Annotated in this window: 21 protein-coding genes; 8 read left to right on the plus strand and 13 right to left on the minus strand. The window is 58.1% G+C overall.

The window, feature by feature from the left end:
• Nucleotides 1–249: 249 nt before the first annotated feature.
• Nucleotides 250–1707 (plus strand): membrane-bound lytic murein transglycosylase MltF, encoded by a 1458-nt coding sequence (gene mltF / locus GHO25_RS15975; RefSeq protein WP_048368192.1) that lies wholly within the window; start codon nucleotides 250–252, stop codon nucleotides 1705–1707.
• A gap of 113 nt (nucleotides 1708–1820) precedes the next feature.
• Here the strand turns inward: mltF and pdxJ are convergent, their stop codons facing one another.
• The 8 genes from pdxJ to lptF form a co-directional block, all read right to left on the minus strand.
• Nucleotides 1821–2564 carry a pyridoxine 5'-phosphate synthase gene (pdxJ, locus tag GHO25_RS15980; RefSeq protein ID WP_178110108.1) on the minus strand — a complete coding sequence of 248 codons (744 nt, stop codon included), beginning with the start codon at nucleotides 2562–2564 and terminating at the stop codon, nucleotides 1821–1823.
• Between the two features lie 50 nt (nucleotides 2565–2614).
• Entirely contained in the window at nucleotides 2615–3304 is a 690-nt protein-coding gene (gene recO / locus GHO25_RS15985; RefSeq protein ID WP_153391226.1) for a DNA repair protein RecO, read from the minus strand.
• 147 nt (nucleotides 3305–3451) lie between these two features.
• Nucleotides 3452–4354 carry a GTPase Era gene (gene era, locus GHO25_RS15990; RefSeq protein ID WP_123749681.1) on the minus strand — a complete coding sequence of 301 codons (903 nt, stop codon included), beginning with the start codon at nucleotides 4352–4354 and terminating at the stop codon, nucleotides 3452–3454.
• Nucleotides 4347–5036 (minus strand): ribonuclease III, encoded by a 690-nt coding sequence (gene rnc, locus GHO25_RS15995; protein ID WP_048368198.1) that lies wholly within the window; start codon nucleotides 5034–5036, stop codon nucleotides 4347–4349. Before rnc ends, era begins: the two co-directional genes overlap by 8 nt.
• 260 nt (nucleotides 5037–5296) lie before the next feature.
• The gene (gene lepB, locus GHO25_RS16000) at nucleotides 5297–6151 is read right to left on the minus strand and encodes a signal peptidase I (RefSeq protein WP_048368199.1); all 855 of its coding nucleotides are present in this window, start codon (nucleotides 6149–6151) and stop codon (nucleotides 5297–5299) included.
• 5 nt (nucleotides 6152–6156) lie between these two features.
• Nucleotides 6157–7956: a translation elongation factor 4 gene (gene lepA / locus GHO25_RS16005; protein ID WP_048368201.1), complete on the minus strand. Its 1800-nt coding sequence runs from the start codon at nucleotides 7954–7956 to the stop codon at nucleotides 6157–6159.
• Between the two features lie 145 nt (nucleotides 7957–8101).
• A complete protein-coding gene (lptG, locus tag GHO25_RS16010; protein ID WP_123749679.1) occupies nucleotides 8102–9163 on the minus strand; it encodes an LPS export ABC transporter permease LptG in 1062 nt (353 codons plus the stop codon).
• Complete coding sequence (gene lptF / locus GHO25_RS16015) at nucleotides 9156–10274, minus strand: LPS export ABC transporter permease LptF (RefSeq protein WP_048368203.1); 1119 nt, start codon at nucleotides 10272–10274, stop codon at nucleotides 9156–9158. Before lptF ends, lptG begins: the two co-directional genes overlap by 8 nt.
• A gap of 319 nt (nucleotides 10275–10593) precedes the next feature.
• Between lptF and GHO25_RS16020 the strand changes: the two genes are divergently transcribed.
• The 5 genes from GHO25_RS16020 (at nucleotide 10594) to rlmF (ending at nucleotide 17092) form a co-directional block, all read left to right on the plus strand.
• Complete coding sequence (locus GHO25_RS16020; protein WP_048368204.1) at nucleotides 10594–12084, plus strand: leucyl aminopeptidase; 1491 nt, start codon at nucleotides 10594–10596, stop codon at nucleotides 12082–12084.
• 83 nt (nucleotides 12085–12167) lie between these two features.
• Complete coding sequence (locus GHO25_RS16025) at nucleotides 12168–12596, plus strand: DNA polymerase III subunit chi (RefSeq protein ID WP_048368468.1); 429 nt, start codon at nucleotides 12168–12170, stop codon at nucleotides 12594–12596.
• Nucleotides 12597–12603: 7 nt separating this feature from the next.
• The gene (locus tag GHO25_RS16030; RefSeq protein ID WP_048368206.1) at nucleotides 12604–13011 is read left to right on the plus strand and encodes a hypothetical protein; all 408 of its coding nucleotides are present in this window, start codon (nucleotides 12604–12606) and stop codon (nucleotides 13009–13011) included.
• A gap of 119 nt (nucleotides 13012–13130) precedes the next feature.
• Nucleotides 13131–15977 (plus strand): valine--tRNA ligase, encoded by a 2847-nt coding sequence (locus tag GHO25_RS16035; protein WP_048389763.1) that lies wholly within the window; start codon nucleotides 13131–13133, stop codon nucleotides 15975–15977.
• 98 nt (nucleotides 15978–16075) lie between these two features.
• Complete coding sequence (gene rlmF, locus GHO25_RS16040; RefSeq protein WP_153328807.1) at nucleotides 16076–17092, plus strand: 23S rRNA (adenine(1618)-N(6))-methyltransferase RlmF; 1017 nt, start codon at nucleotides 16076–16078, stop codon at nucleotides 17090–17092.
• A gap of 177 nt (nucleotides 17093–17269) precedes the next feature.
• Here rlmF and GHO25_RS16045 read toward each other — a convergent pair whose 3' ends face one another.
• The gene (locus GHO25_RS16045; protein ID WP_019412143.1) at nucleotides 17270–17551 is read right to left on the minus strand and encodes an HU family DNA-binding protein; all 282 of its coding nucleotides are present in this window, start codon (nucleotides 17549–17551) and stop codon (nucleotides 17270–17272) included.
• A gap of 396 nt (nucleotides 17552–17947) precedes the next feature.
• Between GHO25_RS16045 and yejK the strand changes: the two genes are divergently transcribed.
• Nucleotides 17948–18952 carry a nucleoid-associated protein YejK gene (gene yejK / locus GHO25_RS16050; RefSeq protein WP_048368212.1) on the plus strand — a complete coding sequence of 335 codons (1005 nt, stop codon included), beginning with the start codon at nucleotides 17948–17950 and terminating at the stop codon, nucleotides 18950–18952.
• Nucleotides 18952–19302, plus strand: coding sequence for a glutaredoxin family protein (locus GHO25_RS16055; protein ID WP_048389768.1), 351 nt, complete (start codon nucleotides 18952–18954; stop codon nucleotides 19300–19302). Before yejK ends, GHO25_RS16055 begins: the two co-directional genes overlap by 1 nt.
• 72 nt (nucleotides 19303–19374) lie before the next feature.
• Here the strand turns inward: GHO25_RS16055 and GHO25_RS16060 are convergent, their stop codons facing one another.
• The 4 genes from GHO25_RS16060 to GHO25_RS16075 are packed head-to-tail and all read right to left on the minus strand — an operon-like array spanning nucleotide 19375 to nucleotide 22136.
• On the minus strand, nucleotides 19375–19638 hold the full coding sequence (locus GHO25_RS16060) for a GIY-YIG nuclease family protein (protein ID WP_048368214.1): 264 nt from the start codon (nucleotides 19636–19638) through the stop codon (nucleotides 19375–19377).
• Nucleotides 19639–19640: 2 nt separating this feature from the next.
• On the minus strand, nucleotides 19641–20111 hold the full coding sequence (locus GHO25_RS16065) for a nuclear transport factor 2 family protein (RefSeq protein ID WP_153328803.1): 471 nt from the start codon (nucleotides 20109–20111) through the stop codon (nucleotides 19641–19643).
• Between the two features lie 56 nt (nucleotides 20112–20167).
• Entirely contained in the window at nucleotides 20168–21487 is a 1320-nt protein-coding gene (locus tag GHO25_RS16070; protein ID WP_153391228.1) for a CynX/NimT family MFS transporter, read from the minus strand.
• Nucleotides 21477–22136, minus strand: coding sequence for a FadR/GntR family transcriptional regulator (locus tag GHO25_RS16075; RefSeq protein WP_153391230.1), 660 nt, complete (start codon nucleotides 22134–22136; stop codon nucleotides 21477–21479). Before GHO25_RS16075 ends, GHO25_RS16070 begins: the two co-directional genes overlap by 11 nt.
• Between the last annotated feature and the right edge of the window lie 237 nt (nucleotides 22137–22373).

The following is a 22373-nucleotide window of genomic DNA, read 5'->3' on the forward strand; positions in this document are numbered from 1 at the left end:
CCGGCATTCTAGCCTAAACCTTCGGTCACGGCACCCGAAACGGCACACTAGACGTACGCCAAACGTCGTTAATCGACCAAATCCTTATTCTTTATGGCTATCAGCGCGTAAACAGATGGTCGGTAATGATCTTTAGACCTCGTTCCAACCCCCATTCCACAGGGGTTACAGCGTTTTGGGCGGCTGTTATCAGAATGCCCACAGATTGTCGAGATATGGCACCCGTGCTGCTTTGCGTATACTGCGCGCATGTTTTCTCTAACTGCATTCCGCCAGCGTGGGGCCAAGTGGCTGCTCGTAACCGGACTCTTCCTGATGCTCGGTGCCTGCGTTGAAAAACCCAGCACCCTTGAGCGCGTAAAGGAGGATGGGGTACTGCGGGTGATCACCCGTAACAGCCCGGCCACCTATTTTGAAGATCGCAACGGCGAAACCGGCTTTGAATACGAGTTGGTCAAACGCTTTGCCGACGACCTGGGCGTCAAGCTGGAAATCGAAACGGCTGACAACCTCGACGACCTTTTCAACAAGCTGGGCCAACCTGACGGCCCGGTTTTAGCTGCTGCCGGTCTGGTCAGCAGCGATAACCGCCTCGCACAAGCCAAGTTTTCTCACCCGTACCTCGAAGTCACGCCGCAGATCATTTACCGCAACGGGCAATCACGCCCTACCACGGCGGCCGATCTGGTCGGCAAGCGCATTACCGTACTCAAGGGCAGTTCCCACGCCGAACAGCTCGCCGAACTTAAAAAGCAATATCCCGGTATCGAATATGACGAGTCCGACGCCGTTGAAGTCGTCGACTTGCTGCGCATGGTCGATGAAGGGCAGATCGACCTGACCCTGGTCGATTCCAACGAAATGGCCATGAACCAGGTGTACTTCCCCAACGTGCGCGTGGCCTTTGATTTGGGTGATGCCCGCAGTCAGCGCTGGGCCGTGGTCGCAGGCGAAGACAACAGCCTGCTCAACGAGATCAACACCTACCTGGACAAGGTCGAGAAAAACGGCACCCTGCAGCGCCTTAAAGACCGCTACTACGGCCACGTTGATGTATTGGGCTATGTGGGCGCCTACACCTTTGCCCAGCACTTGCAACAGCGCTTGCCCAAGTACGAAGTGTTCTTCAAGGATGCCGCGAAAAAAGAGCAGATTGACTGGCGCCTGCTGGCAGCCATGGGCTATCAGGAATCCTTGTGGCAAGCCGCCGTAACCTCTAAAACCGGGGTTCGCGGGCTGATGATGCTGACCCAGAACACTGCGCAGGCCATGGGCGTATCCAACCGGCTGGACCCCAAGCAAAGCATTATGGGGGGCGCCAAGTACCTGGCTTACATCAAGGACCAACTGGACAGTGATATCGCCGAGCCAGACCGCACCTGGTTTGCACTGGCCGCCTACAACGTGGGCACCGGGCATCTGGATGACGCACGCAAACTGGCGGCCAAAGAAGGCCTGAACCCGAACAAGTGGCTGGACGTGAAGAAAATCCTGCCTCGCCTTGCGCAGAAGCAGTGGTACAGCAAAACCAAATATGGCTACGCCCGTGGCGGCGAGCCTGTGCACTTCGTGGCCAACATCCGTCGTTACTACGACATCCTCACCTGGGCCACACAGCCACAGCTTGAAGGCGACCAAGTGGCCGACGGCAAACTGCACATCCCCGGCATCGACAAGACCAAGCCCAAAGAAGAACCGCAGCTGTAACGCACACTACCGCTTAGGGGCAGATCACACTGTAGGAGCGAGCTTGTCTCGCGATCTTTTGATCTTTGAAAAGATCGCGAGACAAGCTCGCTCCTACAGGTTTTGAATATGTCTTAGGCTTTTGAGGCCGCGAGAATCAAGGCTTTCATCTCGGAAACGGCCGATTTGAAGCCGACAAACAGTGCATGGGCAACCAATGCATGGCCAATGTTCAGTTCGTTGATGCCCTTGATCGCGGCCACGGCTTCAACGTTGTGGTAGTGCAGACCATGGCCGGCGTTGACGATCAGCCCCTGCCCCAGGCCAAAGGCCACACCATCAGCCACGCGCTGCAGTTCTTCAGCCACGTCAGTCGGCGTCAGGGCATCTGCATAACGACCGGTATGCAGCTCAATGGCAGGAGCGCCCACACGGCGCGACGCTTCGATCTGGCGCTCGTCTGCATCAATGAACAGCGAAACTTCACTGCCAATTTTGCTCAGGCGCTCAACCGCAGCCTTGATCCGCGCTTCTTGCCCGGCAACGTCCAGACCGCCTTCGGTGGTCAGTTCTTGACGGGTTTCAGGGACGAGGCAGATATGCGCCGGACGAATGCGCTCGGCAAACGCCATCATCTCTTCGGTCACGCCCATTTCGAAGTTCATGCGCGTTTGCAGCACATCCTTGAGCAGCAAGACATCGCGCTCTTGAATGTGGCGACGGTCTTCACGCAGATGCACGGTGATGCCGTCGGCACCCGCCTCTTCCGCGTCCAGAGCCGCTTTGACCGGGTCCGGGTAACGCGTGCCTCGCGCCTGACGCAGCGTAGCTACGTGGTCGATGTTCACGCCAAGAAGAATGCGATTGCTTGTGGTCACGAGGGCTCTCCTGAAGAGTTGAAGATTCGGCGCACAGCATACCGGTCTATTCAGGGCTTGCGAAACAACTCGCGACTGGCCAGGGGCTTACCGGCCAAATGAACGGCCAACGCCTGACGCATCAGGCGCTTGGCCGCCGACAAGGCGCCCGTTGCAGTCCAGTCGGCTTGCGCAATGGCCAGCAACTCAACGCCGTTGAACAACCCCGGCTGCAACAACCAGACACGCTCAAGCCCGGCGTCCACTTGCAGGCGATACAGGCCATCGGCCTCGATTGCACCGCCGTGGATGTCTTCGGTCAACGAAAAGCTGTAACCCAGGTCATCCAGCAGCCGCCATTCGAACGCCCGCAGCAAAGGCTCCAACGGCCGCCCTTCGGCCAAGGCCAGCAAGGTAGCAGCGTAGTGATCGAACACTGCGGGGTGCGGGTCTTCGGCAGGGAGCAGACGCACCAGCAGTTCATTGAGATAGAGCCCGCTGAACAGGGCTTCGCCATTGAGCCAGGTCGAAACGCCAGCGCTTTCCATACGTCCGACATTCTTCAGCTCGCCGCGACCATGGAACTCGATCTCCAGCGGCACAAACGGCCGGGCCAGCGTGCCCGCCTTGCCCCGCGCATTACGCAGCACGGCACGCAGACGACCTTGCGGCGTGATGAAATCCACCAGCGCACTGGTTTCACGGTAAGGACGACTGTGCAGGACGTAAGCGAGTTGAGGGACGATGGATTTGCTGGACATGGGCGATCAGCTTTATCAGAAGTCTAATGTGGGAGCGGGCTTGCTCGCGATAGCATCAACTCGGCAAGGCAGGCAGACCGGTTTGATGCTATCGCGAGCAAGCCCGCTCCCACAGGATCTTGCAAGGCAGCGAGGTATTACAACCTGTTACTGGTCACCATAGCCCAGCGAACGCAGGGCGCGTTCGTCGTCGGACCAGCCGCCTTTAACCTTGACCCACAAGTTGAGCATGACTTTGGAGTCGAACAGCAGCTCCATGTCTTTACGCGCTTCAGTGCCGATGCGCTTGATGCGCTCGCCCTTGTCGCCAATGATGATTTTTTTCTGCCCGTCACGCTCAACCAGAATCAAGGCATGAATGTGCAGGGTCTTGCCTTGCTGCTTGAATTCTTCGATCTCAACGGTGATCTGGTACGGCAGCTCCGCACCCAGCTGGCGCATGATCTTTTCACGGACCAGTTCAGCGGCAAGGAAGCGGCTGCTGCGGTCGGTGATCTGGTCTTCCGGGAAGAAGTGGTCGTTTTCCGGCAGATGATCAGCAATCACACGTTCAAGGGCATCGAGGTTGTGGCCGTTTTGAGCCGAAATCGGCACGATCTGGGCATTCGGCAATTGCTCCTGAAGCCAGGTCAGGTGCGGCATCAATTCCGTTTTGTCTTCGATGCGGTCAGTCTTGTTCAACGCCACAATCAACGGGCCGGTCACGTACTGGACGCGCTCAAGAACCATTTGGTCTTCTTCAGTCCACTTGGTGCGATCCACCACGAAGATCACCACGTCGACGTCTTTCAACGCAGCCGACGCAGTTTTGTTCATGTAGCGGTTCAGGGCCTTTTCGCCGCCCTTGTGCATGCCCGGCGTGTCAACGTAGATGGCTTGAATATCGCCTTCGGTCTTGATGCCCAGCATGTTGTGACGGGTGGTCTGTGGCTTGCGCGAGGTGATCGCCAGCTTTTGACCGAGGATGTGGTTCAGCAGTGTGGATTTACCCACGTTTGGTCGACCAACGATGGCGACATAGCCACAGCGAGTTGCAGTTGAATCAGTCATGGCCATTCTCCACGCCAAGGGCAATCAGTGCTGCTGCGGCCGCTACCTGTTCGGCAATGCGACGGCTCACACCCTGACCTCGGCTTTTTTCATTCAATAGGGCAATTTCGCACTCAACAAAGAAAGTGCGGCAATGCGGTTCACCTTGAATATCCACCACTTCGTAGCGTGGCAGTTCACAGGCGCGCGACTGCAAGTACTCTTGCAGGCGTGTTTTGGGATCTTTATTGGTGTCGACCAGGGTCAGGGTCTCGAACTCGCCAGCCAGCCAGGCCAATACGCGATCACGGGCAGTTTCCATGCCCGCGTCGAGGTAGATGGCGCCAATCAGCGCTTCAAGGGCATCTGCCAAAATCGACTCGCGACGAAAACCGCCGCTTTTCAGTTCGCCCGAACCCAGGCGCAGATACTCGCCCAACTCAAAACCGCGCGCCAGTACGGCCAGGGTTTCGCCTTTGACCAAACGCGCACGCAGGCGCGACAGCTGCCCTTCACGGGCCAGCGGGAAGCGATCAAACAACGCTTCACCGGCGACAAAGTTGAGGATTGCATCGCCCAGGAACTCAAGACGCTCGTTATTGCGCCCCGCGAAACTGCGGTGTGTCAGGGCCAGGATCATCAGCTCCTGGTCTTTGAAGGTGTAGCCGAGCTGACGCTCTAAACGATTTAAAGAAAAACTCACGATTTACCCACGCTGAGTTCGTGGCCGAATGTCACCACCGGACCGATATTAGGGATCAGTGATGCTCGTTTATCGCATAGCAAATGGACAGGGAACTGGCTGTTCGCCGCCGTCACACTTAACGCTTTGTTCAAATCCACATCCTGAATACTGTTGACCGCCCTGCCAGAGACGGCAGACGGTCGTAAGAACCGTCAGGCGCCCGATTTATCAGGACGCCTGAAAAGCATTCGGCGCTGTTATTAACAGCGCCGTCTTGGCTACTTGATCAGCCCCACCCGCGAGAAGTTCGGCAGATGGCTCATCTTGGGTTCCGGCCAACTCATCCAAACAGCGAAGGCCTTGCCGACAATGTTCTGGTCGGGAACCATGCCCAGCTCATCTTTGGGAATGTTCGGATCATCCCAGTAACGGCTGTCGTTCGAATTGTCGCGGTTGTCGCCCATCATGAAGTAGTGCCCGGCCGGAACCGTCCACTCGTTATCAGGTGGCGCGCGATAGCGGCTCATTTCCTTGCGGATCATGTGCTCGACTTCGCCCAGCTTCTCTTTGTACAACTCGGCACTGCCCAATGTGCCCGGCTCAACACCTACCAGTTGCTCAGCAACCAGTTGGCCGTTGACGTACAAATGCTTGTCGCTGGTGTAGCGAACGGTGTCGCCCGGCAGGCCCACTACACGCTTGATGTAGTTGACCGACGGATCGCTTGGGTAGCGAAACACCATCACATCCCCGCGCTGCGGATCACCCACTTCGATGATTTTCTTGTCGATCACCGGCAAGCGGATCCCGTAAGAAAATTTGTTCACCAAAATGAAATCGCCCACATCCAGTGTCGGCTTCATCGAGCCCGACGGAATCTGGAACGGCTCAACCAGAAACGAACGCAGCACCAGAACGATGAACAACACCGGGAAGAACGACTTGCCGTACTCGACCAGCAACGGTTCCTTGTTGAGCTTCTCGATGACCTGCATATCAGCCGGCTGAACAGTGGCCTGATAGTTGGCAATGGCCTTGCGCCGGCGAGGTGCCAGGAAGACCAGATCGAGCAGCGCCAGCAAACCGCAGACGGCGACAGCAATAACCAGCAACAGCGGGAAATTTAGTGACATAGGACCTAGCTATCCAACCTGAGCACCGCAAGGAAGGCTTCTTGTGGAATTTCCACGTTACCCACTTGCTTCATGCGTTTTTTACCGGCCTTTTGCTTTTCCAACAGCTTGCGCTTACGGCTAACGTCACCACCGTAGCATTTGGCCAGTACGTTCTTTCTGAGAGCCTTGACAGTGGTTCGCGCCACAATCTGCCCGCCAATGGCGGCCTGGATTGCAACATCGAACATCTGACGCGGAATCAGTTCTTTCATTTTTTCGGTTAGCGCACGCCCTTTGTAGTGGGCGTTGTCACGGTGAACGATCAATGCCAGGGCATCGACTTTTTCGCCGTTGATCAATACATCCAGCTTCACCAGATTAGCCGACTGGTAGCGGTCGAAATGGTAATCGAGCGAAGCATAGCCGCGACTGGTGGATTTGAGACGGTCGAAGAAGTCCAGAACCACTTCGTTCATCGGCAAATCGTAGGTCACTTGTACCTGAGTACCCAGGAACAACATGTCGTGTTGAACGCCACGTTTTTCGATACACAGGGTTATGACGTTGCCCAGGTGCTCTTGAGGCACAAGAATGTTGGCACGCACGATCGGCTCGCGCATGTCCTCGATGGCAGACAAGTCTGGCAGCTTGGACGGGTTATCGACGTAAATCGTTTCACCGTTCTTGAGCAGCAGCTCGAAAATCACCGTCGGCGCCGTGGTAATCAGGTCCAGGTCGTATTCGCGCTCCAGGCGCTCCTGAATGATTTCCATGTGCAGCATGCCCAGGAAGCCGCAACGGAAGCCGAAGCCCAGTGCGTCAGAGCTTTCTGGCGTGTATTGCAGCGACGAGTCGTTGAGCGTCAGCTTCTGCAACGCATCACGGAAGTCTTCGAAGTCATCGGAGCTGACCGGGAACAGGCCCGCGTACACCTGCGGCTGAATGCGTTTGAAACCTGGCAGCACTTCAACATCAGGGGTTGTGCTCAGGGTCAGGGTGTCACCTACCGGCGCACCGTGAATGTCCTTGATACCGGCGATGATGAAGCCCACTTCACCGGCCTTGAGGTCGGCAGTGGCAGTGTGTTTCGGGTTGAACACACCGACGCTGTCCACCAGGTGGACCTTGCCGGTGGATTTAACCAGGATTTTGTCACCCTTCTTCACGCGGCCGTGGCGCACGCGTACCAGGGACACAACACCCAGGTAGTTGTCGAACCAGGAGTCGATGATCAACGCTTGCAGCGGATCTTCGATATTGCCGGTAGGCGCAGGAATGGTGTGCACCAGGCGCTCAAGCACTTCGTCGACGCCCAGGCCGGTTTTGGCACTGCAGGTCACGGCGTCAGTGGCATCGATGCCGATGATTTTTTCGATTTCTTCTTTCACACGGTCAGGATCGGCCTGCGGCAGGTCGATCTTGTTCAAGACCGGCATCACCTCAAGACCCTGCTCGATAGCGGTGTAGCAGTTGGCAACGGACTGGGCTTCTACGCCCTGACCCGCGTCGACAACCAGCAGCGCACCTTCACAGGCCGCCAGAGACCGGCTGACTTCGTAGGTGAAGTCAACGTGGCCCGGGGTGTCAATGAAGTTCAGCTGATAGGTAATGCCGTCTTTGGCCGTGTAGTACAGGGTAACGCTGTGGGCCTTGATGGTAATCCCACGCTCACGCTCCAGGTCCATGGAGTCCAGTACCTGGGCTTCCATTTCGCGGGCAGTCAGACCACCGCACATCTGAATGAAACGATCGGCCAGCGTCGACTTGCCATGGTCAATGTGGGCGATGATGGAGAAATTGCGGATATGACTCAAATCACTCACGGGTCAACACTCAAAAAAAGTCGCAGGCAGACTGCCCGCCGAAAAATAGCCGGGAATTGTACCTGATCCCTGAGCCAAGCGTCACGTTCACAAAAAAGCCCCTATCAAGTGATAGAGGCTTTTTGATCAACCCAAGGGGTATTGATCAACCGGCCCTGCGCAACAACCAGAAACCGGCCAGCGCACAGATGCCGGCTGGCAACAGCACCGCGAACAGCGGCGAGAAGCCAAACACCAAGCTGGCTGGCCCCAACAGGTCTTGCGCAATCTTGAACGCAAAGCCGATCAATACACCGGTGAACACGCGCTGCCCCAAAGTAACAGAACGCAGCGGGCCGAAGATGAAAGAAATGGCCATCAATACCAGCGCAGCCGTGACAAATGGCTGCAATACCTTGACCCAAAACGCCAGCCAGTAACGGCCGTTGTTCAGACCCTGGTCTTTCAAATAGTGGATATAGCCCCACAGCCCGGAAATCGACAGCGCATCCGGGGCCATGACCACGGTATTAAGCAGCTCGGGGCTCAGCGAAACGTCCCAGCGCTCTTCAGGCGTGTTAACGACTTCAGTGTTGCGCTCGTGGAAGACCGTAGTCGCCACATCACTCAGTTCCCAGTGGTCCTGCGTGAAGTTGGCTTTTTTGGCGAAACTGGCAGACAGCAGGTGGTGTTCTTTATCGAAACGATAACGTGTCACCCCCAGCAGCATGCCATCGGGCTGAACCGCGTTGATGTGGATGAACTCATCCCCCTCGCGGTGCCACATACCATGCTTGGAGCTTTGTGCATCACCGCTGCCCTGGGCCAGAGCTCGGTTGGCCTGGGCCACCGACTCGGTCGCGGGTGCCAGGTACTCGCCAATCAGAATACCGGCCAGCATCAACACCAGCATCGGCTTCATGACCGCCCAGACAATACGACCGGTGGACACACCCGCCGCCCGCATGATGGTCAGCTCGCTGTTGCTCGCCAGGCTACCCAGACCAATCAGGCAGCCGATCAGGGCCGCCACCGGCAGCATGTCGTAAAGACGACGGGGCGCTGTCAGCATCACAAAGCTGAACACATCCGCCATGGTGTAAGAGCTGGAGAGGTTCTTGACCTCATCAATGAAGGCGAACAGCGACGCCAGGCCGACGATGATCCCCGACACCGCGAGGATCGCCAGCAACACGCTTTTACCAATGTAGCGATCGAGCTTAACCATGAGCCAGCTCCTTCGCGCTGCGACGAGTCGCCAATTTCAAGCGCAACGGCTCCCAATAGAACAACAACAGACCAATGATCAAGAACAGACCGTGCACCCACCACAAGCCCAGCGTGGGTGAAATGTTGCCTTTTTCGAGGGCGCCACGGACCAGAATCAAGGCGGTCACGTAGCCCATATAGAGAAGGATGGCTGGTAACAGCTTGAGGAAGCGGCCCTGGCGCGGGTTGACTCGCGACAGCGGAACGGCAATCAGGGTCACGATAAAGACCAGCAGCGGCATGGAAATACGCCACTGCAGCTCAGCAATGGCCTTTACGTCAGGGTTGCCGATAAGGCTGCTGGTAGGCATCGCATCGCGGTCGGTGACTTCATTGCTGACATCAGGTTTGGGAAGCAATACGCCATAGGTGTCGTATTTGATGGCGCGGTAATCCGCCAAGCCAGGGTTGCCGTCATAACGATAGCCGTCATCCAGAATCAACCAGCGGCTGCCGTCCGGGCGCACTTCCTGGCGGCCCTTTTGCGCGACCAAAATGGAAATGCTGCGATCCTTGGCGTCCTGACCGAGGTTTTTCTGGGTGATAAACACGCCCCCCAGATTCGTCCGGTCATTGGTCAATTGTTCGGTGTAGGTCACCCGGGAGCCATCGTTCAGGGTCTGAAAGCGGCCCGGTTCCAGGGTATCGAACTCGGTCAGGGCATCTTGCTTGTTGAGCAGCAATTGAAACTGCGTAGCCCCCTGAGGCGCCAGGCTCAAGCTCAACCAGGCAACGATCAGCGCCACGATAGTGGCCGGCACCATGCTGATGGCCAACAGGCGCTGCTGGCTCATGCCGGTGGCCGACAGGACCGTCATCTCGCTTTCGAGGTACATGCGCCCGTAAGCCAGAAGAAAGCCCAGAAACAGGCCCAGCGGCAAGATCAGTTGCAAGAAGCCGGGCAAGCGAACGCCCATGATCAAGAACAGCGAACTGGGGTCCATGGCGCCCGAGGCAGCCTGGGCCAGATATTTAATGAAGCGACCGCTCATGATGATGACCAGCAGCACAGCGCTGACAGCGCTCAATGTAAGCAGGACTTCGCGGGATAGATAACGGAAGACGATCAAACCAGACACTCCAGGGGTCGTCAGGCTAAGGCGGCCAAACAAGCGGCATAGCGAATCGACACTAGCTCATGTAGATGAGCCTAGTCGTTTAAAAAGATGGCGCATTATCCTGTGAATGGCCGCGCCTGTCACTGCGCATGCTCAGCCAAGGCTTTAAAGCGCTGATTTGGCAGCATTCGAGGGTTGTCAGGCGCGGCCGACGAGGTTCAAACTGCCTGCCTTGACGCCCGCCTGAAGCACAGGTGAAGCGCTGTATCTTTCAAGCACGCGAACCGCACCGTTTGTGCGCACGTTGACCATTTGATTCAGGGACCCGGACATGGAACTGGTTGTAAAAAGCGTCAGCCCAGAAACGTTGAAAACGGCCACTCTCGTGGTCGCCATCAGCGAAGGCCGCAAGCTCGGCCCTACCGCTAAAGCCATCGACGAACTCACCGGTGGCGCCATCAGCGCCGTGGTAAAGCGTGGCGACATCGCCGGCAAAGCCGGCCAGAGCCTGTTGCTTCACAGCCTGCCAAACCTCAAGGCCGAGCGCGTATTGCTGCTGGGCACAGGTAAAGACGAAGCACTGGGCGACCGCCCTTTTCGCAAAATCATCAGCGGCGCGCTGAGCGTCCTTAAAGGCCTGGGCGGCAGCGACGCGGTGTTCGCACTCGACGAACTGGTGGTCAAGGGCCGTGATAGCTACAGCAAAACCCGCCTGCTGGCCGAAACCCTGCTCGACGGCGAATACACCTTCGACCGTTTCAAAAGCCAGAAAGCCGAACCCCGCGCCCTGAAAAAAATCACCCTGCTGACCATCAAGGCCGCACAGGCTGAAGTGCAGCGCGCAGTGACCCATGCGCAGGCCATTGCCAGCGGCATGTCGTTCACCCGCGACCTGGGCAACCTGCCACCGAACATTTGCCATCCGGTTTTCCTGGCCGAACAAGCCAAGGACCTGGGCAAAGAATTCAAGGGCCTGAAAGTCGAGATCCTTGACGAGAAGAAAATCAAGGATCTGGGCATGGGCGCGTTCTATGCGGTCGGCCAGGGCAGCGACCAGCCGCCACGCCTGATCGTGATGAACTACGCAGGCGGCAAAAAATCCGAGAAGCCTTTTGTGCTGGTCGGCAAAGGCATCACGTTCGACACCGGCGGCATCAGCCTCAAGCCGGGTGCGGGCATGGACGAAATGAAGTACGACATGGGCGGCGCTGCCAGCGTGTTCGGCACCCTGCGGGCCGTGCTTGAGCTGAAACTGCCGATCAACCTGGTGTGCATCCTGGCCTGCGCCGAGAACATGCCAAGCGGTGGCGCGGCGCGTCCGGGCGACATCGTGACGACCATGAGCGGCCAGACCGTTGAAATCCTCAACACCGACGCCGAAGGCCGCCTGGTGCTGTGCGACGCCCTGACCTACGCCGAACGCTTCAAGCCGCAAGCGGTGATCGATATCGCCACCCTGACCGGCGCGTGCATGGTGGCCTTGGGTGCTCACACCTCGGGCCTGATGGGCAACAACGACGAACTGATCGGCCAATTGCTGGAAGCCGGCAAACAAGCCGACGACCGCGCCTGGCAACTGCCGCTGTTCGACGAATACCAAGAGCAACTGGACAGCCCGTTTGCCGACATGGCCAACATTGGCGGTCCTAAAGGCGGCGCCATCACCGCGGGCTGCTTCCTGTCGCGCTTTGCCAAGGCCTACCACTGGGCTCACCTGGACATCGCTGGCACCGCATGGGTCAGCGGCGGCAAGGACAAAGGCGCCAGCGGCCGCCCTGTGCCTTTGCTGACGCAATACCTGCTGGATCGCGCCAACGCTTGAAGCTGACAATCGACGGTTGCGCCGCCTGATGGCGGCGCAATCCCGATTCAGGAACCGCAATGACCTCAGAACCCGATACAGAGCTGACCAAGGTCGACTTTTATATCCTGCCCAGCGCCGAACCTTCAGCGCGGCTGGATTTTGCCTGCAAACTCACTGAAAAAGCCTGGCGCCTCGGCCACCGGGTGTACCTGCATTGCAGCGATGGCGCTCAACGCCAGGACCTGGACGAGCGTCTGTGGCGCTTCAAGGGCGAAAGCTTCGTACCCCACAGCACCACCGAAGACCAACCTGACGGCACGATTGTCATGGGCCTCAGCGAAGCCCCCGCCAGCCATCAGGATTTATTGATTAACCTGGACCTCAAAGTCCCTGAATTCTTTAAACGTTTCGCCCGCGTCGCTGAAGTCGTGGTCGAAGACCCCGCAGTTCGCCTGGCTGCACGGGAGAGTTTTCGCTTCTACCGTGAACACGGCTATCCTCTGCAAGACCACAAGCTACAACGACTCTGAGCACACGATGGACACCTCCAATTCGCCGAAAAAAGCTGCACACCTGCTCGACGATCTTGAATCCATTCGCCAGTTGCTGGGCGATGACGGTTTGCAACCGCCGCTGCTGACGGAAATGGTCGGCCATGGCGGCGAGCAAATTCCGTTGCTGTCGGATGTCATCGACGACACGGTCGCCCCCGAGCCAGACCCGGAGCCTGAATCGGCGCAAATACCGTTGGTCGGCATCGCTGAGGCCCCCAAGGCCGAAAAAGCCCCGGACGCATTGCTCGTGCACCTGGACAAAGAACTGCGCACGGCGGCGCAGGCGATCATGCACGACGTCATCAACGACTTCGCCCCGCACATCGAAACCGAAATCAAACGCCGCCTCGATGCGCACATGGAGCGCTTGCTGGCGCAGCATCAGAACTGACGGCACACGTAAATCCCGTAGGAGTTTCTCCCTCATGCAGCGCACACCTCGCCCTCAGCGTCCCGCCCCGCTATACTTGCCGGCTTTCCTGAATTAATGCCAATAGGGTCCCGCCGCGCATGGATAAGACCTACCAGCCGCACGCCATTGAAACTTCCTGGTACAAAACCTGGGAAGAAGAAAATTATTTTGCCCCGCAAGGCGCGGGCGACCCGTACACCATCATGATCCCGCCGCCGAACGTCACCGGCAGCCTGCACATGGGTCACGGTTTTAATAACGCGATCATGGACGCCCTGATCCGTTTCCGCCGTATGCAAGGTCGCAACACCTTGTGGCAGCCGGGCACCGACCACGCGGGTATCGCAACCCAGATGCTGGTTGAGCGTCAGATCGAAGCACAAGGTCTGAACCGCCACGACCTGGGCCGCGAGAAGTTCCTGGAAAAAGTCTGGGAATGGAAAGATCAGTCTGGTGGCAACATCAGCCGTCAGATCCGTCGCCTGGGCTCGTCCGTAGACTGGAGCCGCGAGCGTTTCACCATGGACGACGGCCTGTCAGAAGCGGTGAAAGAAGCCTTTGTACGCCTGCACGAAGACGGCCTGATCTATCGCGGCAAGCGCCTGGTTAACTGGGACACCAAGCTGCACACGGCGATCTCCGACCTTGAAGTGGAAAACCACGACGAGAAGGGTTTCCTGTGGAACCTGCGCTACCCGCTGGCTGACGGCGCCAAGACCGCAGAAGGCCTGGACTACCTGGTCGTCGCCACTACCCGCCCGGAAACCATGCTCGGCGACTCGGCGGTTGCGGTAAACCCGGAAGACGAACGCTATAAAGCCCTGATCGGTAAATTCGTTGAGCTGCCCCTGGTTGGGCGCCGCATCCCGATCATCGCCGACGACTACTGTGATCCAGAGTTCGGCACCGGCTGCGTGAAAATCACCCCGGCCCACGACTTCAACGACTATGAAGTCGGCAAGCGCCACAACCTGCCGCTGCTGAACATCTTCGACAAAAACGCAGCCGTTCTGCCTGCCGTTCAAGTGTTCAACCTCGACGGCACGCTGAACGACTCCATCGACGGCACCCTGCCAGCCAAATACGTTGGCCTGGACCGTTTCGAGGCGCGCAAGCAAATCGTTGCCGACTTCGACGAAGCCGGCCTGCTGGTCAGCGTCGACGACCACGCCCTGAAAGTGCCGAAAGGCGACCGTTCGGGCACCGTGATCGAACCGTGGCTGACCGACCAGTGGTACGTATCGACCAAGCCATTGGCAGAACCTGCCATCGCCGCTGTTGAAGACGGGCGCATCGCGTTCGTGCCTAAACAGTACGAAAACATGTACTTCTCGTGGATGCGTGACATCCAGGACTGGTGCATCAGCCGTCAGCTGTGGTGGGGCCACCGGATCCCGGCCTGGTACGACGAATCGGGCAAAGTCTACGTAGGCCGCGACGAAGCCGAAGTGCGTGCCAAGCACAACCTCGGCCCGGACGTTGCGCTGCAACAGGACAACGACGTACTCGACACCTGGTTCAGTTCGGGCCTGTGGACGTTCTCCACCCTGGGCTGGCCTGAGCAGACCGATTTCCTGAAAACCTTCCACCCGACTGACGTGCTGGTCACCGGCTTCGACATCATTTTCTTCTGGGTTGCCCGGATGATAATGCTCACCATGCATTTGGTGAAGAACGAAGACGGCACCCCGCAGGTTCCGTTCAAGACCGTGTATGTACACGGCCTGGTCCGTGACGGTCAGGGCCAGAAGATGTCCAAGTCCAAAGGCAACGTCCTGGACCCGCTGGACATCATCGACGGTATCGCTCTCGAAGATCTGGTAGCCAAGCGCACCACCGGCCTGATGCAGCCAAAACTGCTGAAGAAGATCGAGAAGCAGACCCGTGACGAGTTCGCTGACGGCATCGCCAGCTACGGCACCGACGCCCTGCGCTTCACGTTCTGCTCGCTGGCCTCTACCGGCCGCGACATCAAGTTCGACATGGGCCGCGTTGAAGGCTATCGCAACTTCTGCAACAAGATCTGGAACGCCGCACGTTACGTGCTGGACAAGGGCGAAGACTGCGGCCAGAACGGCGAAGCCTACGAACTGTCGCTGGCTGACCGCTGGATAATCTCGCAGTTGCAGCGCACCGAAGCCGAAGTGACCCGTCACCTCGACCAATTCCGTTTCGACCTGGCCGCACAAGCCTTGTACGAGTTCATCTGGAACCAGTACTGCGACTGGTACCTTGAACTCTCCAAGCCTGTGCTGTGGGACGAAAACGCCCCGGTTGAACGTCAGCGCGGCACTCGCCGTACGCTGGTTCGGGTTCTGGAAGTGGCTTTGCGTCTGGCGCACCCGTTCATGCCGTTCATCACCGAAGAAATCTGGCAGCGCATCGCGCCGTTGGCAGGCGCGCAAGGCAAAACCATCATGCTGCAACCTTGGCCAGTGGCCAACGAAGCTCGCATAGACCAGGCTGCCGAAGACGACATCGAATGGCTCAAGGGCTTGATGCTCGGCACGCGTAACATCCGTGGCGAAATGAACATCGGCCCGGGCAAACCGCTGCAGCTGTACCTGAAAAACGTCAGCAGTGAAGACCAGCGCCGTCTGACCGAGAACGACGCCTTGCTGAAAAAGCTGGCTAAACTCGAGTCGATCACCGTACTGCAAGACGGTGCCGAAGCGCCTCTGTCTGCCACCGCGTTGGTGGGCGAGATGGAAGTGCTGGTGCCGATGGCCGGCCTGATCGACAAAGATGCCGAGCTGGCGCGCCTGGACAAAGAAATCCAGCGCTTGCACGGCGAAGTGGCCCGCGTTGGCGGAAAACTGTCGAATGCGGCCTTCGTTGACAAGGCTCCGGCCGAAGTCATTGACAAGGAACGCGCCAAATTGGCCGAGGCTGAACAAGCCTTGAGCAAGTTGGCGGACCAGCACGCGCGGATTTCCAGCCTGTAACAGCGCTGCGCACCTGATCGCGGGCAAGGACGCTCCCGCAGGGTTAACCCCTGCCGGGGCGGCCTTGCCCGCGATTGCTTTTGTGGAACCCATTGAACATGACCACCCCACGCACCTCCAAAGCCACACGCCACAAGCCCAAGGCTACGGGTGAAAGCAAACCGGCTGCACCTCGCGTAAAGCCCAGCCTGCACCCGCGTAACCGCCATCAGGGCCACTACGACTTTGCGCAACTGATCAAGATCTGCCCGGAGCTGGGCGCGTTTGTGATCATCAACCCGTACGGCAAAGAGAGCATCGACTTCGCCAACCCGAGCGCAGTGCGGGTGTTCAACCGTGCGCTGCTCAAGTCGTTCTACGGCATTGCCCACTGGGACATTCCGGCTGACTACCTGTGCCCTCCGGTGCCGGGCCGCGCCGATTACGTGCACTTTCTCGCGGACTTGCTGGCCAGCGTCAACGATGGCCAGATCCCGCAGGGCGCCAATGTGCGCGTGCTGGACGTCGGCACCGGCGCCAACTGCGTCTACCCGCTGATCGGCCACTGCGAATACCGCTGGCAGTTCCTCGGCACCGACGTTGATGCCACGGCGGTCAAGACCGCCAAGGCGATTGTGCAGTCCAACAGCCTGAACAAAGCCATCAGCCTGCGCCTGCAGCCAGATCCGCAGAAGATCCTGCTGGACATCCTGGACAGCAACGAGCGTTTCGACCTGACCATGTGCAACCCGCCGTTCCACGCCTCGCTGGACGAAGCCACACGCGGCAGCGAGCGTAAATGGCGAGCACTGGGCAAGGCAGACCCCAAGCGCAAACTGCCAGTGCTGAACTTTGGTGGCCAGGCCGCCGAATTGTGGTGCGAAGGTGGCGAGCAACGCTTTGTAACCCAACTGATCCGCGAAAGCGTGCACGTGGGCCGTCAGGTGCTGTGGTTCAGCGTGCTGGTGTCCAAGGCTTCAAACCTGCCAGCGGTTCAAACCGCGCTGAAAAAAGCCGGTGCGCGTGAAAGCCAGGTGGTGGAAATGTCTCAAGGCAACAAGCAAAGCCGCTTTGTAGCCTGGACCTTCCACGACAAAGACCAGCAGCAAGTGTGGCGCGAGAAAAACTGGAAGTAACGCTGTATAAATCTGTAGTCGCTGCCGCAGGCTGCGATAAGGGCCGAAGGACCTTCAAAATGTCGGGTCCGCTACGCGGCCCATCGCAGCCTCGTGCCTCGACAGCGACTACAAGATTTTCGCCCATAAAAAAACCGCGCTTCGGATCACTCCCAAGCGCGGTTTTTTAATGCGTTCTTACTTGTTAACAGCGTCAGTCAGGCCTTTAGCCACAACGAGCTTGATAACTTTCTTGGCAGCGATTTCGATGGCAGCGCCAGTCGAAGGGTTACGGCCAGTACGGGCAGGACGCTCGGTCACTTTCAGTTTGCCAATACCTGGCAGAGTGATTTCGCCGCCATTTTCCAGCTGATCAGCAACGATTTGACCCAGTTGGTCCAGCAGAGCACGCACGGTAGTTTTCGGTGCGTCTACAGCTTCAGCCAGATCAGCGATCAGTTGGTCTTTAGTAATAGCCATTGAGATGTTCCTTCCCTATCAAATTCATTTGGTTTGCAAAGTGCAAGGTCAGCTATCGAGCCAGAAATCGAGGGTCTGGCACGCCCGTTTGCTTTCACGACGAATCGCGGATGTAGAGTGCTAAAACGGAGTTTGGTTCGACCTGACACAGGCTGAATGCATGCTTTGCGCCGTTACACAGCGCAAGACCGGGCAAAACTAGCACAGAGACGGTTAAATATCCGCCTCTACCTCGCCATTTGGTCAGCTTTATCGCCTTATAAGCGTAAAAAAACCGCTCTACACCGTCCATCCCCTCCCAAAAGGCGGTACGAAGGCTCCCAGTGGCTCAGGTGCGGTACACTTAGCGCCTTTCCGGGCGCATGCCCTCCCCGCTCATTATTCGCCGAGAAGCCCATGCCGATCCGTCATTGCATCGTTCATTTGATTGAGAAAAAACCCGACGGTACGCCCGCTGTTCTCCACGCCCGCGACTCTGAATTGGCCGAGTCCCAGGCCATCGAGAACATGCTCGCAGACCTCAACGAAAGCTATAACGCCAAGCAAGGCAAAGCCTGGGGCTTTTTCCATGCTGAATCCGGGGCGCATCCGTTCAGCGGCTGGCTAAAGGAGTACATGGAGGGCGGCCAGGACTTCACCGCGTTCAGCCGTGTGGCCGTCGAGCACCTGCAAAAGCTGATGGAAGAATCCAACCTGTCGGTGGGCGGCCACGTGCTGTTTGCCCATTACCAGCAAGGCATGACCGACTACCTGGCCATTGCCCTGTTGCACCACAGCGACGGCGTGGCGGTGAACTCGGAACTGGACGTGACCCCGTCACGTCACCTGGACCTGGGCCAGTTGCACCTGGCGGCGCGGATCAATATTTCCGAGTGGCAGAACAACAAACAGTCCAAGCAGTACATTTCTTTTATCAAAGGCAAAAACGGCAAAAAGGTCTCTGAGTATTTCCGCGACTTTATCGGTTGCCAGGAAGGCGTCGACGGCCCCGGCGAAACCCGCACGCTGCTCAAGGCGTTCAGTGATTTCGTTGAAAGCGAAGACCTGCCCGAAGAGTCCGCCCGTGAAAAAACCAAGACCCTGGTGGACTACGCCAGCAGCCAGGCCAAAATCGGTGAACCGATGGGCCTCGAAGAGTTGTCGGAGTTGATCGACGAAGAGCGCCCAAAGGCGTTTTACGACCACATCCGCAACAAGGACTACGGCCTGTCGCCGGAAATTCCGGCAGACAAACGCACCCTGAACCAGTTCCGTCGCTTCACCGGGCGCGCTGAGGGCTTGTCTATCAGCTTTGAAGCCCACCTGCTGGGCTCCAAGGTCGAATTCGATGAAGAAGCCGGCACACTCGTCATCAAGGGCCTGCCGACCCAACTGCTCGACCAGCTCAAGCGCAACAAGTGATGTTGAACGGCATCCTCAAGAAAGTCCTGTTTGTGCTGGTGGTGGTCGTGGTCTTTCAGAACTGGGGCAAGATCGAGCGGGTGCTAAACCCCTCCGGTGTTGTCCCGGAACACACCCGGGCCAGCGCCCGGGTGGTGCTGTACGCCACCGAGTGGTGCGGCTACTGCAAGGCCACGCGACGCTTTCTGGACCAGAAAGGCATCCCGTACACAGAGTTTGATATCGACAAGGATGCCGCCGCCCGCCAGACCTACGAAGCATTGGGCGGGCGCGGGATTCCGATTCTGGACGTCAATGGCACCTTGCTCAGGGACTTCAACCCGGATGCGATCCTCGCGGCGTTGAAATAACCAAAAATCTGTAGGAGCGAGCTTGCCTCGCGATCTTTTGATCGTTTAAAAGATCGCGAGACAAGCTCGCTCTTACAGTGCCAACTGGCTTTGCACCAGGCACTCTTTGGCGCTTTTCTTGAGCTTTTTAATCAGCCGCTCCTGACGCAAGGCTTCGCCTTTGTCTGGCCACGATTCGACATAGACCAGGGCCACCGCAGGGCTTGAGGCAAAAAAGCGCGCGCCTTTACCGGTCTGATGCTGCACGAAGCGGCGCGCCGGATCATCGCTGATGCCGCAGTACAACGAACCATTGGCCGCACGCACCAAATACACAAACCAAGGTTTGGAACTCACATTTAACGTCCGGTTTGATACGCTTTGAGGCCTTTTTGCGCTTGAGCGCGAATGGCGTTTTTCACCAGCGGTGTCCAGCCCAGCAAAACGCCCTTGGCCCCCAGCGCCTGCCGCGACCAGCGCCACAGGTCAAAGTGGTCATGGTGCTCGCAGATTTTGCCGTCGCGAAAAACAAACCGGGCCTGAATATCGTTAACCACCGTATTGCCGGTCTGGCTGAACAGATACGTCGCCACCCAATGTGCACTGCCGCGTTGCGCATCGGCCTGAACCTGATCGAAGGTCAGGCTGAAATCCTTGGCCCGCGTGGTCAGCATGCGCCACATGTCGGTGGCGTTGTGACCGCGCAGTTCGCCAAAGACCGGGTCGCTGAACACTACGTCGTCGGTGTAGCACTCGCCCATCGCTTGCGCATCAAGCTGTGCAAACGCTTGGTAAAAACGCGTGATTAACGCTTGATGGTCTTGGCTCATGGCAGGGTCCGTGCGGGTAGGAATCTGTGCACGATAATCTGCAATGAGCCGAAACACTACGGGCTTTGAATTTTCTCGCTCTGCACGTTGACGTACAACGCGCGCCCGGCCCCCAGCCCCGCGACGATGGCACACAGGCCAATCACGGCAAAAATCCAGCCCAGTGCATCCCAACCACCGGTGACTTCGTGCACCACGCCCACCGCCAGAGGGCCCAGTGACGCCAGGGTGTAACCCACGCCCTGGGCCATGCCCGAGAGGTTGGCGGCGACGTGCGAGTCGCGAGAGCGCAGCACAATCAGGGTCAACGCCAGGCTGAACGTCCCGCCCTGCCCCAGGCCCAGCACAACAGCCCAACTCCACAAGCTGTCCATCGGCGCATACAGACAGCCAAACAGCCCGGCCAGGGTCAGGCCCATGACCAGCACGATCGCCAGACGCTGATCCTTGCCCCGCGTCGCCAGCCAGGGCGCTGTCAGTGCCGTGGCCAACTGCACGATCACTGAACCTGACATCACCAGGCCGGCATCGGTCGGGGTCAGCCCACGGCCGATCAGAATCGATGGCAACCAACCAAACACGATGTAGGACAACGACGATTGCAGGCCCATGTAGAGCGTCACTTGCCATGCCAGCGGATCGCGTAAAAGCCCCTGCACGCGGTAAGCCACGTTGTGCGCGCCTTGACGCTTACCCACCTGCGGCAACCAGAAAATGGCCGCCAACAAGGCCGGCAAGGCCCAAAAGCCCAGGCCCATTGCCCAACTGTCGCCCAGGTAATGGCTCAGCGGCACCGTCGCCCCGGCCGCCAGTGCTGCGCCGAGGCACAACGCCATGGTGTAGACGCCGGTCATGGTCCCGGCATGCCCGGCAAAATCGCGTTTGATAATCCCCGGCAGCAATACGCCGATCACACCGATACTGGCGCCTGCCAGAATGCTCCCGGCAAACAGCCCGACCTCACCCAGGCAACTGCGCAGCACGATCCCGCCGCCCAACGTCAGAAGAATCCCGAGCACCACCCGTTCAGTGCCGAAACGCCGCGCCAAAATCGGCGCCAAGGGCGCAAACACGCCCAGACACAGCACGGGCAAGGTGGTCAGTAAACCGGCCTGCGCGGCCGACAAGCCCAGGCTGTCCGACACAATACCCAGCAAGGGCGCCACGCTCGACAGCGCCGGACGCAAATTCAGCGCCACCAGCACCAGCCCCATCAGCAACAACCACGGGCGCAGCACCACCGGCGGCGTCTGTTGCAGTTGTTCGTCATCAACTTCGGCGTCGATCAGTAATTCTTCCAGTTCATCCAGATGACGAACGGCTTCGCTGCTGGCTGACGAGGGATGGTTCATGGCCTTCTCCGGTTCAGGGTTCATTGATCAACGTCCGGCAAAGCGCCATAGCCCGTTGTGGGTCTTGTTGTTTGACGGCCTCCAAGAGTTCGACATGCAGGTCGAACACCGATTGGCGGCGCGGGTAAATATCCAGCGTCTTGCGCAACTGACTGGAAACAATGCTTGAGGTGTAGCGGTACAACTCCGTCAGCGCCGGGTTATGCGCGGCATCGATCAAATGCTGATGGAACTGCAAGTCACAGCAAATGTAGGTGTCGAGTTCGCCGTGATAGTGCTGGCCACTGAGATCGAGTGCTTGCTGCATCAGGCGCAAGTCCTCATCAGTACGGCGCAAGGCCGCCAGGCCAACGGCCTCAACTTCAAGGATGTGGCGCATCTCGCGCACCTGGTCCATCGAACAGGTCGACAACGTGCGCAAGGTGTCCATGGGATCGACCCGCCCGCGCAAGTAACTGCCGTCGCCCTGACGGATCTCAATCAGCCCGGCAAAGGCCAGCACGCGCATGGCTTCGCGCACCGTATTGCGGCTTATGCCCAACTCCGCCGCCAATTCCGGCTCCGTCGGCAAACGCTGGCCGACCTCCCAAGCGCCGTTGTTAATTCGCGTGCGCAGTTGTTCAAGGGCCTGATCGACCAAGGAGCGTTTTATCAATGGAGAAGCGTCTGTCATGGAATCCGTCCTTTCATCCAATCATAGGATGAATATTCCCACATGCTAGTCAGCGCCTTCCCTTAGAGCAATCAACTACAGATTAAAGGGCCGCTTAATTTGAAAATTAATCGTTGAACTAAAAACCCTTAAAGGGTAGTTTTGAGCGCATCGAGGCACTCTCCTATCAAACATAAAATAAGTGATTGATTTTAAAGGCTTTGTAGGAGCGAGCTTGCTCGCGATCTTTTGATCTTG

It is taken from the genome of Pseudomonas sp. FSL R10-1350 (assembly GCF_009600525.1).
In the GTDB taxonomy this organism is placed as follows: Bacteria; Pseudomonadota; Gammaproteobacteria; order Pseudomonadales; family Pseudomonadaceae; genus Aquipseudomonas; species Aquipseudomonas helleri.

What these genes read in the sequence shown, in the direction of transcription:
- mltF (WP_048368192.1), top strand. Translation starts at nt 250, where the DNA reads ATGTTTTCTCTAACTGCATTCCGCCAGCGTGGGGCCAAGTGGCTGCTC.
- recO (WP_153391226.1), bottom strand. Translation starts at nt 3,304, where the DNA reads ATGTCCAGCAAATCCATCGTCCCTCAACTCGCTTACGTCCTGCACAGT.
- era (WP_123749681.1), bottom strand. Translation starts at nt 4,354, where the DNA reads ATGACTGATTCAACTGCAACTCGCTGTGGCTATGTCGCCATCGTTGGT.
- lepB (WP_048368199.1), bottom strand. Translation starts at nt 6,151, where the DNA reads ATGTCACTAAATTTCCCGCTGTTGCTGGTTATTGCTGTCGCCGTCTGC.
- lptG (WP_123749679.1), bottom strand. Translation starts at nt 9,163, where the DNA reads ATGGTTAAGCTCGATCGCTACATTGGTAAAAGCGTGTTGCTGGCGATC.
- GHO25_RS16020 (WP_048368204.1), top strand. Translation starts at nt 10,594, where the DNA reads ATGGAACTGGTTGTAAAAAGCGTCAGCCCAGAAACGTTGAAAACGGCC.
- GHO25_RS16030 (WP_048368206.1), top strand. Translation starts at nt 12,604, where the DNA reads ATGGACACCTCCAATTCGCCGAAAAAAGCTGCACACCTGCTCGACGAT.
- GHO25_RS16035 (WP_048389763.1), top strand. Translation starts at nt 13,131, where the DNA reads ATGGATAAGACCTACCAGCCGCACGCCATTGAAACTTCCTGGTACAAA.
- rlmF (WP_153328807.1), top strand. Translation starts at nt 16,076, where the DNA reads ATGACCACCCCACGCACCTCCAAAGCCACACGCCACAAGCCCAAGGCT.
- GHO25_RS16045 (WP_019412143.1), bottom strand. Translation starts at nt 17,551, where the DNA reads ATGGCTATTACTAAAGACCAACTGATCGCTGATCTGGCTGAAGCTGTA.
- yejK (WP_048368212.1), top strand. Translation starts at nt 17,948, where the DNA reads ATGCCGATCCGTCATTGCATCGTTCATTTGATTGAGAAAAAACCCGAC.
- GHO25_RS16055 (WP_048389768.1), top strand. Translation starts at nt 18,952, where the DNA reads ATGTTGAACGGCATCCTCAAGAAAGTCCTGTTTGTGCTGGTGGTGGTC.
- GHO25_RS16065 (WP_153328803.1), bottom strand. Translation starts at nt 20,111, where the DNA reads ATGAGCCAAGACCATCAAGCGTTAATCACGCGTTTTTACCAAGCGTTT.
- GHO25_RS16070 (WP_153391228.1), bottom strand. Translation starts at nt 21,487, where the DNA reads ATGAACCCTGAACCGGAGAAGGCCATGAACCATCCCTCGTCAGCCAGC.
- GHO25_RS16075 (WP_153391230.1), bottom strand. Translation starts at nt 22,136, where the DNA reads ATGACAGACGCTTCTCCATTGATAAAACGCTCCTTGGTCGATCAGGCC.